This window comes from Bacillus sp. FJAT-27916, from assembly GCF_001183965.1.
In the GTDB taxonomy this organism is placed as follows: Bacteria; Bacillota; Bacilli; order Bacillales; family Pradoshiaceae; genus Pradoshia.
The window spans coordinates 3632189-3643969 of record NZ_LFZV01000001.1; the positions used below are offsets into that span (position 1 = coordinate 3632189).

Annotated in this window: 9 protein-coding genes and 1 riboswitch; of the genes, 4 read left to right on the top strand and 5 right to left on the bottom strand. The window is 42.8% G+C overall.

The window, feature by feature from the left end:
- Window positions 1–457: 457 nt before the first annotated feature.
- Window positions 458–1984, bottom strand: a complete 1527-nt coding sequence (locus tag AC622_RS17780) for an acetyl-CoA hydrolase/transferase family protein (protein ID WP_049672268.1) — start codon at window positions 1982–1984, stop codon at window positions 458–460.
- A 124-nt stretch (window positions 1985–2108) separates the two neighbouring features.
- The gene (locus AC622_RS17785; protein WP_049672269.1) at window positions 2109–2753 is read right to left on the bottom strand and encodes a LytTR family DNA-binding domain-containing protein; all 645 of its coding nucleotides are present in this window, start codon (window positions 2751–2753) and stop codon (window positions 2109–2111) included.
- A 260-nt stretch (window positions 2754–3013) separates the two neighbouring features.
- On the opposite strand from AC622_RS17785, the gene AC622_RS17790 reads away from it, so the two are divergent.
- Both AC622_RS17790 and AC622_RS17795 read left to right on the top strand, forming a co-directional pair.
- Window positions 3014–4648, top strand: a complete 1635-nt coding sequence (locus AC622_RS17790) for a Na/Pi cotransporter family protein (RefSeq protein ID WP_049672270.1) — start codon at window positions 3014–3016, stop codon at window positions 4646–4648.
- A gap of 683 nt (window positions 4649–5331) precedes the next feature.
- Window positions 5332–6963 carry a Na/Pi cotransporter family protein gene (locus AC622_RS17795; RefSeq protein WP_197089957.1) on the top strand — a complete coding sequence of 544 codons (1632 nt, stop codon included), beginning with the start codon at window positions 5332–5334 and terminating at the stop codon, window positions 6961–6963.
- 41 nt (window positions 6964–7004) lie between these two features.
- On the opposite strand, the gene AC622_RS17800 is transcribed toward AC622_RS17795, so the two are convergent.
- A complete protein-coding gene (locus AC622_RS17800) occupies window positions 7005–7820 on the bottom strand; it encodes an alpha/beta fold hydrolase (RefSeq protein ID WP_049672271.1) in 816 nt (271 codons plus the stop codon).
- 115 nt (window positions 7821–7935) lie between these two features.
- Here AC622_RS17800 and AC622_RS17805 point away from each other — a divergent pair, with 115 nt between their 5' ends.
- On the top strand, window positions 7936–8412 hold the full coding sequence (locus tag AC622_RS17805; protein ID WP_049672272.1) for a flavodoxin domain-containing protein: 477 nt from the start codon (window positions 7936–7938) through the stop codon (window positions 8410–8412).
- A gap of 48 nt (window positions 8413–8460) precedes the next feature.
- Here AC622_RS17805 and AC622_RS21120 read toward each other — a convergent pair whose 3' ends face one another.
- Window positions 8461–8634 carry a hypothetical protein gene (locus AC622_RS21120; RefSeq protein ID WP_197089958.1) on the bottom strand — a complete coding sequence of 58 codons (174 nt, stop codon included), beginning with the start codon at window positions 8632–8634 and terminating at the stop codon, window positions 8461–8463.
- Window positions 8635–8752: 118 nt separating this feature from the next.
- A complete protein-coding gene (locus AC622_RS17810; protein ID WP_049672273.1) occupies window positions 8753–9223 on the bottom strand; it encodes a nucleoside deaminase in 471 nt (156 codons plus the stop codon).
- Window positions 9224–9537: 314 nt separating this feature from the next.
- A riboswitch (glycine riboswitch) is annotated at window positions 9538–9620 on the top strand.
- Between the two features lie 122 nt (window positions 9621–9742).
- Here AC622_RS17810 and AC622_RS17815 point away from each other — a divergent pair.
- On the top strand, window positions 9743–11107 hold the full coding sequence (locus AC622_RS17815; RefSeq protein WP_049672274.1) for an amino acid permease: 1365 nt from the start codon (window positions 9743–9745) through the stop codon (window positions 11105–11107).
- Window positions 11108–11781: the final 674 nt, after the last annotated feature.

Below are 11781 nucleotides of genomic sequence, written 5' to 3' on the forward strand. Positions count from 1 at the left end.
TCCTATTCAATAGCAGTAGGAAATAAAAGTACGTTCCATTCAGCGAAATACACTCGCTTACCGCAGGGAAGAAACTGAGCCTCCCAGGCGCTTACACCTGTGGGGTCTCAAGCCTTTCCTCGACTTCCAGCAGGAATCGAGTGCATTTCACTCCATTCCACTAGTCACTAATAGTAGACAGCCACCATCAACTAATGCATGGGGAATAACAAATAAAGACCCGAAGGATTAGACGATAGATACATTCCTTTATCGTCTAATCCTTCAGGTTTATCATTGGCTGAAATACTTATGTCCCAGCCTCTTAACAATAATCTTATCTATTCATATATACCCCTTGATTTCCCCCATACCTCTTTGCTCTGCAGCCAGAGCAAGGAATATCCAGTCCCCCAACTAAATATCCCAAAGCATTTCAAGCTGTGCATTCCCCCTTAATGAATACACATGACTAAACTCAGTTATTCATCTCAGCATATTCCTTCTCTTCCATCAGCATGGTTCCCTTTGTTTGATAGTTTGTGTGCCAAGAGAAAGCCTTTTCAAGAATATGCGGAGTTTGTCCACCGCGTGTTAATGCTTCTGTATAGTAATCCCATAGCTGCTTTCGGTACATTGGATGTGCGCAGTTCTCAATGATGACGCCGACACGCTCTCTTGGCGCCAATCCTCTAAGGTCAGCATATCCTTGCTCAGTGACGACAACATCCACATCATGCTCAGTGTGATCAATATGGGACACGAATGGAACAATGCTTGAGATTTTGCCATCCTTGGCAATTGATTTCGTTACAAAGATTCCATAACGGGCATTTCGTGCAAAGTCACCTGAGCCGCCGATGCCGTTCATCATATTTGTTCCGCATACATGCGTGGAGTTTACATTCCCGTAAATGTCCATTTCAAGGGCCGTGTTAATAGAAATCAAGCCCATACGACGGATGATTTCAGGATGATTAGAAATTTCCTGCGGACGCAAGACAAGTTTGTCAACGTAGTTCTCAAAGTTTACAAGCAGATTATCCATTGCCTTTTCGGACAGGGTAATCGAGCATCCTGATGCGAATTTGATTTTCCCCGCATCCATCAAGTCAAATACAGCATCTTGAAGAACTTCCGAATACACCTCAAGGTCATTGAACTCGGAATGAAGGAATCCATGGAAAACAGCATTTGCAACGGTTCCGATACCGGATTGCAGAGGTGCCAGCTGTTTTGTTAAACGACCAGCCTTAATTTCCGCACGAAGGAAATTAAGCAGGTGATTGGCCATGATAACCGTTTCTTCATCAGGCGGAACAATAGTGGAAGCAGAGTCCAGCTTATTTGAGAAAACAATCCCCTTCACTTTGTCCAAATCAACCTTAATCCCAATCTCCCCGATACGGTCATCTGGTCGTTCAAGCGGAATTGGCTTCCTGCTTCCTTGCTCGCCTGGGTCATAAATATCGTGAATGCCCTCCAGCCATTCCGGCTGTGCCGTATTGATTTCAATAATGATTGCTTTTGCTTTTTCGGCAAATATTTGAGAGTTTCCAACAGAGGTACTTGGAATGATATACCCATCCTCCGTAACAGAAACCGCTTCCAAAATAGCGTAATCAATAGCCGGCAGAACATCTGCCCGAACCCATTCACATGTCTGAGATAAGTGCTGATCAATGAAATGCATATTGCCTTGGTTAATTTGTTTACGCATAATGGGCTCTGCTTGGAATGGAAGCCTCTTGTTGATGATTCCTGCTTCAGAGAAATACTTGTCTACATCAGGACCCATGGAAGCACCCGTATAGATATTGACTTTAAAGCTTTCCGTTTCTGCTCTCTTCACTAAGGCTTGAGGAATGGCCTTCACATCGCCCGCTCGAGTAAACCCGCTTAATCCCAATGTCATCCCGTCACTAATCCATGTGGCCGCCTCTTCCGGTTCAACGATTCGGTTACGTAACTCATGGTTTCGAATACGATTTAAATTGAGCTGCATCTCATCACTCTTTCATCGTTTTTTTGATAAGTGTACCTCATATTTTTCACAGGATAGACACATCTCGATAGGTTACCCGATTTTTTCGACGAACCAGTATTTTCCACGGTTAAGCCAGCATTTACTAGAATCCTAGCATTCTTCTAAAATAACTTGAATAGGATTGACTAACCGGTATAAGCTGTCCATTCTTCATGGATAGAACAAAGGTGGAATGCGTATCAAGATAGATTTCCTTGATTTGCTTCACATTAACAATATAGGAGCGATGGCAACGGATGAAGCTATCCTTCGGTAACGTAAATTCAAATTCTTGCAGGGTATTCTTATTCGTGCCGGTTTGCGTACTTGAGGTGACATATGTTCTCCGATTCTTCGATTCTATATAATAAATATCTTCATAGGTGACCGGTACCCAGCCATCCTGGGTTTTCAAGGTAACGACTGATCTCGCCTCTGTTAGTGCTGGATATATGGCTGTGATACAGCCGGCAATCTCTCCATCCTCATGAAAAGGAACCGCTATCCCGTGATATGGAACCCCTAGGACATCCCGACTAATAAATTCTGATGCCTTCTCTCCCGTATGAAGTGCCTTATACGTAATTGTCCCTTCCTTTACAGGATCGCCAGGGGCAATCTTTAAATTGATTCGTTTGCTTGACCGATAGAAAATATATTCCTTCGTATTGGTTACTGCAAATGAAATTTCCTCTGAAAAGAGCTCCCCTATCACGTCAAACAATGAATATGTCGTAAGTTTTTCCATGCGAACCCCCGCCTTGTCTTTGCTGTAATTAACTCTATTGTATAATTTTCCACCTATAGTTTCTAACAGGAACACTTCTTACCTTTCAATATGTATAGCTGATTGAGGAAAAGTAAAGGCTAATAAGCAATGACAAGAGATTATTTACAAAAGCGATTGAATTGTAAAGTTAATGTTAAGATTCTTCGGGACATATTTACTATTTATTTGTTCTACTCGATAATAAAGGAAGTTATTTCAATATAATTTTCAGGAGGAATATGGTGGATATCAATATTCAAGAGATCATCTTTCAATTCCTAGGCGGATTGGGTATCTTCCTTTTCGGAATCAAATTTATGGGAGATGGCCTTCAAAAGTCTGCCGGGGACAGGCTTAGAGATTTATTAGATAAATATACGACAAACCCCATTATGGGGATTCTGACAGGTATTTTGGTTACCGTCCTCATCCAAAGCAGCTCCGGAACAACCGTCATAACCGTTGGTCTCGTCAGTGCCGGATTTATGACCCTTAGACAGGCAATCGGCGTTATCATGGGGGCAAATATTGGGACAACCATTACGGCATTCATCATCGGGATTGATGTCGGCGAATATGCATTGCCCATTATCTTCGTCGGTGCAATTATGCTATTCTTCTTTAAAAATCAACGAATTCACAATATAGGACAAGTTGTTTTCGGCTTTGGCTTCCTATTCTTCGGTTTAGAGCTCATGAGCAGCGGAATGAAGCCGCTTCGCTCCTTCGAGTGGTTCCTTGATTTGACCGTCAGCTTGAGTGAACACTCCATACTTGGCGTATTAGTGGGAACCATCTTCACTTTAATTGTTCAAAGCTCCAGCGCAACAATCGGAATCCTGCAAGGTCTGTTTGGAGAAGGTCTGATTGACTTAAACGGCGCCCTTCCCGTATTATTCGGAGATAATATCGGAACAACCATTACAGCGATTCTTGCCTCCATCGGTGCATCCATTACCGCAAGAAGAGCGGCATGCGTTCATGTATTATTCAATATTCTCGGCGCAACGATCTTCCTTATCTTGCTCGTACCATTTACGGCACTCATCAACTGGTTCCAGGGCACTTTAGGCTTGAACCCTGAGATGACAATCGCTTTTGCACACGGGACGTTTAACGTGACAAATACGTTGATTATGATTCCGTTCATTGGTGCATACGCATGGATCGTTACGAAAATCATTCCAGGTGAAGACGAGATTATCGAATACAAACCAAAACATTTGGACCCAATTCTGATTGACCAAGCACCTGCCTTTGCATTAGCCCAAGCAAGACAAGAGACGATGCGCATGGGTAGATTCGCAGTCAAAGGATTGAAGGAAACGAAGAACTACCTTCTTAGTCAGGATGCCGCCTCTTTAAATAAAGGCTATCAAATTGAGGAAGCCCTAAATAATCTTGATCAAAAGATTACAGAATATCTCGTGAAAATTTCAACAAATGAACTCTCACAGCAAGCATCTGATGAGCATAGCATTCTTATGCATATGGTTAATGATATTGAACGAATCGGCGATCACTTCGATAATATTCTCGAGCTGACCGAATATCAAATCAATCATAAAATCACCATCACAGGTGAGGCAATGCAGCATCTAGATGAGATGTTCACCGTCGCTATCCAAGCCGCAACCTGCGCTATGGAAGCCTTTGAGAAAATGGATAAAGAACTGGCCCATAAGGTCGTCGATCACGAGCGTAAATTAGACAAAATGGAACGTCAATTACGTAAACAACATATCCTCCGCCTTAACAACGGTGTCTGCACACCGCAAGCTGGATTGTTGTTCGTTGACATCCTCAGCAATCTTGAGCGTATCGGAGATCACTCTAAAAATATTGCCGAAACATTAATTGGCGAACAGTATTAATGATATCCCCCTATCTCGATTGAGATAGGGGCATTTTTTGACAGGAATTAGCCGGCCGGTATCCTAATATTCTCTATCTCTCGTGTATGGAACATTATGATTCGCTCATACATCCATATCGCCCATACCTCATGTTTTTAGTCTTGAGCTTCCTCGCACTCACCATAAGAATTTCACCCATAAATTCTGCCCCCACTCTTAAATCTATCGTTTTCTCCCTTAACTGGTCCTCTTTCTCCTATATAAAACCAAATAATCGATCACCTTCATTTCATAAGGAAGGTCCATCAGCCGGAAGACCAAAACAGACAAGTTAAAACACTTTTTTATACGCAGTCTTACTTTATTTTCATCAAAATGAAGCAAAATCCTCCCTATACATATCCATTTGATTTTGCTAGGTTCTTAGAGTGATAGGTACATACTTTCCTGCCAAGCATCATTCCTCCCATGTTTTCACAATAACAATAAGCTTGTTCACTTAATTACTGCTCTATGAAGATTTTGTAAATGGAACGTTAATACATAAAGGCAGCGTATTATCACATTTCGGATTTTTGTTTCACTAAAGTAAATGAATTATTAAATAATTGTAAAGATTCCCTGGAATACCTTTACTTTAAATACTTTCTACATAATAATTTGGAGGATTGAGTGTAAAATTTATACCTAGGAGGAAAATTGTGGAGATAAATATTCAAGAGATGATATTTCAATTCATCGGCGGATTAGGGGTCTTCCTATTCGGCATTAAGTTTATGGGTGACGGTCTGCAAAAGTCTGCCGGAGATCGTTTGCGCGATTTGCTAGATAAATATACGACAAACCCATTAATGGGAGTTTTGACAGGGGTCTTGGTGACAATCTTGATTCAGAGCAGCTCCGGAACCACTGTTATTACAGTCGGGTTGGTCAGTGCCGGGTTTATGACCCTTCGCCAGGCAATCGGGGTAATCATGGGAGCCAATATCGGAACAACCGTTACGGCCTTCATCATTGGGATCGATGTTGGTGAATATGCTCTCCCTATCATCTTTGTTGGTGCCATTCTGTTATTCTTCTTTAAGAATCAGAAGGTTCATAATATCGGGCAAGTCATTTTCGGCTTTGGTTTCTTATTCTATGGCCTTGAATTAATGAGCAGCGGGATGAAGCCATTGCGCTCGTTTGAATGGTTCCTTGATTTGACGGTCAATCTGAGTGAGAACTCCATTCTTGGTTTGATTGTCGGAACGGTCTTTACGTTGATTGTTCAGAGCTCCAGTGCCACAATTGGAATTCTGCAAGGACTATTCGGGGAAGGGCTTATTGACCTAAACGGCGCCCTGCCTGTCTTATTTGGAGATAATATCGGTACGACCATTACAGCTGTGCTCGCCTCTATCGGGGCTTCTGTCACGGCGAAAAGAGCTGCAAGTGTTCATGTTCTCTTCAACTTAATTGGTGCTGCTATCTTCATGATACTCCTTGTTCCTTATACTGCCTTGATTTCTTGGTTCCAAACGACCCTCGGATTGAACCCTGAGATGACAATTGCCTTCGCTCACGGTGCCTTCAACGTGACGAACACAATCATCATGTTCCCGTTCATCGGAGTTTATGCATGGCTTGTGACAAAGCTAATTCCTGGTGAGGATGCTGCTATTGAATTCAAGCCCAAGCATTTGGATCCTATCCTGATGGATAAAGCACCAGCCATTGCGCTTGGACAGGCAAAGCAGGAAATTCTGCGCATGGGTGAATTCGCTGTTAACGGCTTGGAGGAATCCAAGAATTACTTAATGACGAAAGATAAGACCTCACTCAATAGAGCTACACAGCTTGAGGAAGCCCTTAATAATCTTGACCATCGAATTACAGATTATCTCGTGAAAGTATCAGCAAGCTCTTTATCCCAGCATGAATCAGATGAGCATAGCATTCTAATGCATACGATTAATGACTTTGAGCGAATTGGGGATCATTTCGAGAATATCCTCGAGCTTGTCGAATACCAGCTTAGCAACAAGGTTTCTATTACAGAGGAAGCCATGTCTGATTTAGATGAAATGTTCAATATCGCCATCCAAGCGGCAAAAGAAGCACTCGATGCTTTTGAGCATATGGACAAAGAGGCTGCCTACAAGGTTGTCGAGCATGAACGCACCTTGGACAAAATGGAACGCAAACTGCGCAAGCAACATGTTCTTCGCTTGAATAGCGGAGCATGCAGCCCTCAAGCAGGATTAGTGTTCGTTGATATCCTAAGCAATCTTGAGCGAATTGGCGACCATGCCAAGAATATTGCCGAGACCCTGATTGGCGAGCAGGAGTAAGCATAATAATCCCCCTTTCATTTCATGAAGGGGGATTATTTTTACCCTTTCAAAAACTCCTCGATAATGGCATTAAACACTTTATCATGCTCCCAAAACATCAAATGCCCGCCAAGAACCTCCACCTTCACGTCTGGTGAAATATGTGCAAGCGTTCCTTTTGCTGCGTCCTGCCAATGCTCGGCAACAATAGCTAAGGTTGGCACAGCCTCACTCACTTGTCTTGCTTCCTTGCGGTAATCTGAGAACATGCCCGCTGCAAAGAGATTAGCGGCAATATAATAAGGAGTATTCAAGGATTGTTCAATCAGCCACTGCAGCTCATCCTCGTTTAAATCGCGCTGTACCATGACGTTTCTTGCATAATTCTCCACAAATGCTCTCTGCCCCTTTGAATTACATAAATAATTCGTGTATGCTGCGGCGATATCATATAAGCTTCCTTCTGTCCAATCTCCTTCATTAACCGAGAGGGCCTTTGGCGACATATCGACCAATATACACGACTTGATGGAGTCCGCACCAAATTGCCTGACGTATTCCCAAATCGTCAAACAGCCAAATGACCAACCGATAAGCGTGGGTTCATGAACCTCCAACGCTTGAAGTACTGTCTGCAGATCTTTTGCATGGGTGATGTATTCATTCCCCTCTGCTGTAACTGTCGATTGTCCATGACTGCGCGGGTCGATGGCAATCACCCGATGTGTCTTGGCAAAATGCCCTATTTGCTTTTCAAATACCTCCAGGGTAAAGGTCCAGCCGGGAATAAACACCAATGGCTCCCCTTGTCCGATATCCCGCACATATAATTCCGCTCCACCAGAGAGCTCCACATACTTCCCACCTTTTGTCATCCTTATCGCCTCCCTCTTCCTATCCTTATTCAAGATGCATCATTCGATTCCTTGCAATATTTCATGTATGCTTATGGTGAACATTCATTTCACTTGAAGGGAGCGATTAAGCACCATGAAAACAATGATTGTTTATGCTTCAAAAAGCGGCACCACCAAGACCTGTGCTGAGATGCTCGCGCACGAGATTGACGGGGTTACAACCCTCATTGATATTGTCAGCCAAGAGCCTGATCTCAGTGATTATGACACTATTCTTATTGGCGGCCCGATTCGATACGGCAGGCTTCACAGCGCGGTAAAGGAATTTATGCAAAACCATAAGAGCGAACTGCTCGACAAGGAAATTGGTTTATTCATTTGCTGTGGCAATGAACAGCAGGCAGAGCAGCATTTCACCGATAACTTTCCGCCAGAGCTTCTAGCCCATGCACTTGCACATGAATCCTTTGGAGGGGAGATTCGCCTGGATGCACTCAGCTTCATTGAGCGGCTTGTTGGGAAGATGGCTATGAAGAGCCTCGCAGACGGAGAGACCGTCAGCATTCATAAAGATAAGATTGAGCATTTTGCACATGCGGTAATGAGTTAAGATGATAAATAATTCCTAAGCCCCATATTATCGGGGCTTTTTTCGTGCCTATCGGGAAGCTGGAACAGCTTCTATCTGCTTCTTTACAAGCTTCGCTAATGCGATGATCGTATCATAGGAGTCATTCGGGAATTCAACCTGGGCAAACTCTGCTCCAAGCTCCGCACATACCTCCTGACATTCAGTACCCACCTCGAAGTATGATTCAATATCCGTTGACAAGGAGAGCAGCTCACAGGTTACAAAGCCTTTCCTGCCTTCTTGAACAAGCTCCTTGATAACCCCTGCTCCCTGAGCATTGGCATAAGGGCCATTCTCACATTAAGAGAATGGCCCTTATTTAATAAATGGCTTTATTCGCTTGTGCATACTCCTCGAATAACTCCATGCATTGGGTACGGTCCAGCTCCTCAAGGTCAAGAATGGATGAATCCTCGAAACCATCCTGAATGAAACGATAAATAAAATCATCCCTGAATCCTATCGCCTCTGCGTCCTTCGGTGTGCAGCCATAGTACACTTTTTGAATATTAGCCCATATAATGGCCGATAGACACATCGGACATGGAAAACCTGTAGCATACAGTACACAGCCTGATAGGTCATGCGTTCCGAGCACCTCACCGGCCTTGCGGATCGCATTGACCTCCGCATGCGCGGTCGGATCATGATCCTTCAGCACGGTATTGGATGCAACCGCAATGACCGTCCCGTTCTTATCAATAATGGAAGCTCCAAAAGGTCCCCCATCATTTTGGTTCATCGTTCTTCTTGCTTCTGCTATCCCGCGTTTCATCGCATCATTCATCATTTCAACACCTCTTTTGTCTCAAGCACTCTCTTAGTCTATTCATTCAGATACTCCTCTTATTCTTTACCCCGCACTAATATACATCAAATGCTTTAGTAAAATCATATGCTTTAATAACGCTCCTTGTCAGTCTGTTTGTTAGATAAGCTTCCAAATGATTTTTCGACATTTCCCAGTCATTTCCGGTTAAAATAATTGACCCATTTATCGCATTCATGTTAGACTTCCATTATTCTATAAAAATAAATGGGAATCATTTTTCCATGAAAACTGGATACTAGTAAGCGTTGAATGCCGTGGATCAAACTATGGCAGGAGCAGCTTCTGGAGAGACTGTACAGCAAATGTGCAGCGCCGAAGGATTCATAATCTCAGGCAAAAGGACAGGAGAGTAGCAAGTATTGCATTGTTATTTTTCTAAAATGCCCTTTAGAGATTGGATTCTGTTCCAATCTCTTTTTTATTTTCTCGGGGAACTTTATCCGGTTCATCTAGACATACAAGCGGAGGCGAAGAAACATGGGGCAACAAGAGTTAAAACGAGATTTAAAGAACCGGCACGTTCAATTAATCGCCATTGGCGGAACAATTGGAACCGGGTTATTTTTGGGGGCAGGTAAATCAATTGCCCTGGCAGGTCCATCTATCATCTTTTCCTATCTTCTGATTGGGATTGCGTTATTCTTTGTGATGAGGGCTTTAGGGGAATTGCTATTATCGAATACCGGGTATACCTCCTTCACGGAATTCGCCACGGAATATATCGGACCGTGGGCTGGATATGTGACAGGCTGGACCTATTGGTTTTGCTGGATCATGACCGCGATGGCGGACATCATTGCCGTCGGAGTCTACATGCAGTATTGGTTTGACATTCCGCAATGGTTACCGGCATTTGCGTGCTTAATTATTCTCGTAGCATTGAATTTATTATCCGTTAAGCTGTTTGGCGAGCTTGAGTTCTGGTTTGCCATTATTAAGGTCATCACGATTATTGCTTTGATTGCGGTCGGAATTGTATTATTGGTCATTGGCTTTCAAACAAATACGGGAACGGTTTCCCTATCAAATATATGGAGTCACGGCGGCATGTTCCCGAATGGGGTACAAGGCTTCCTGCTCTCCTTCCAGCTTGTCGTCTTTTCTTTCGTCGGCATGGAGCTTGTCGGTGTATCAGCAGCCGAAACAGCTGATCCTAAAAAGAACATTCCCTCGGCAATTAATAAGATTCCGGTACGAATTCTATTATTCTATGTCGGAGCGATTATCGTTATACTAACTATCAATCCATGGACAATGCTGAACGGAGACAGCAGTCCATTCGTCGGTGTATTTACGCTTATCGGCATTCCAGTGGCAGCCGGCATAATCAATTTCGTCGTCATGACATCTGCTGCATCAGCCTGCAACAGTGGTCTCTTCTCCACAAGCCGCATTCTTCACTCCTTAAGTAAGGATGGCTCTGCTCCGGCGAAAATCGGGAAATTGAATAAGAATGCCGTGCCAAGCAATGCGCTATTCCTTTCTGCCGTTGTTGTATCAATTGGGGCCCTTCTCAGCAAGGTCATTCCTGAACAGGCATTTACGATTGTGACGACCATAAGCGCAATCTGTTTCATCTGGGTATGGAGCATTATCCTGATTGCCCATATCCGTTATAAGAAAACACGGCCAGAACTTGCTGCTAAATCGACGTTCAAGGCACCATTCGCCCCATTCATCAACTATGCCGTTTTAGCGTTATTCGCACTCGTACTAATTGTCATGCTGTTTGCTGAGGCAACGAGACTCGCACTCTTACTGACACCAATTTGGTTCATCGCTTTAGTATTTCTTTATAATCGGCAGCGAAGTAAGATTGAAGTAGTAGAAAATAAGTGTTAACCATAGGAACCCGCCTAGAGAGGCGGGTTCTTTTTTACACCCACGCTTGGTCAATTTTAATTAATGGAATATTTTGCGGTTTATATAAGGGATATCTATTTTAGACCTCAAATATACTTTATTAACAGGAAATGCAGGCAGTAAATACTTAGCTGTTCAGAAGGGAAAGAGGATATTGTTTAAAAAAATATTAACCATTACTCTTACTTTATTATTATTAATTGGTACAAGTTTTAGTTTGTCACATCATTATCATTCCAATTTCCTTGACGATTCTTTTTTTGTAGGAGTAATCTTCACCCTATTCAATTGGTTTTTCACTTCAACCGGAGAGCTTAAAGCTCGATACTATGACCAAGCTATACAAGGGGTTCGCGGGATAAAAACAGATATACCAAATGTAAATAAAGAATTCTTCTTTTATCCAAACCTTCCTTTTCTCACATCCTTGATCTATACCCTTATTGCCTTTACCACAAAGTTTTATTGAGAAGGAAATGAACAAAATTAATTTTGTTACACTTAAAACAATCCATAGAATCATTATCTTCCCGAGTGAAAAAGCTCAATGCATTCCTCCCCCTCCATAAGTCATCATCCGGGTTCTTTTTCCAGCATTTTAGTATACTTATCCCTAATCAGCTTCATTTATAAGGGGGATTATCATGGAATAG

What these genes read in the sequence shown, in the direction of transcription:
- AC622_RS17780 (WP_049672268.1), bottom strand. Translation starts at nt 1,984, where the DNA reads ATGCAGCTCAATTTAAATCGTATTCGAAACCATGAGTTACGTAACCGA.
- AC622_RS17815 (WP_049672274.1), top strand. Translation starts at nt 9,743, where the DNA reads ATGGGGCAACAAGAGTTAAAACGAGATTTAAAGAACCGGCACGTTCAA.
- AC622_RS17790 (WP_049672270.1), top strand. Translation starts at nt 3,014, where the DNA reads ATGGTGGATATCAATATTCAAGAGATCATCTTTCAATTCCTAGGCGGA.
- AC622_RS17800 (WP_049672271.1), bottom strand. Translation starts at nt 7,820, where the DNA reads ATGACAAAAGGTGGGAAGTATGTGGAGCTCTCTGGTGGAGCGGAATTA.
- AC622_RS17785 (WP_049672269.1), bottom strand. Translation starts at nt 2,753, where the DNA reads ATGGAAAAACTTACGACATATTCATTGTTTGACGTGATAGGGGAGCTC.
- AC622_RS17805 (WP_049672272.1), top strand. Translation starts at nt 7,936, where the DNA reads ATGAAAACAATGATTGTTTATGCTTCAAAAAGCGGCACCACCAAGACC.
- AC622_RS17810 (WP_049672273.1), bottom strand. Translation starts at nt 9,223, where the DNA reads ATGATGAATGATGCGATGAAACGCGGGATAGCAGAAGCAAGAAGAACG.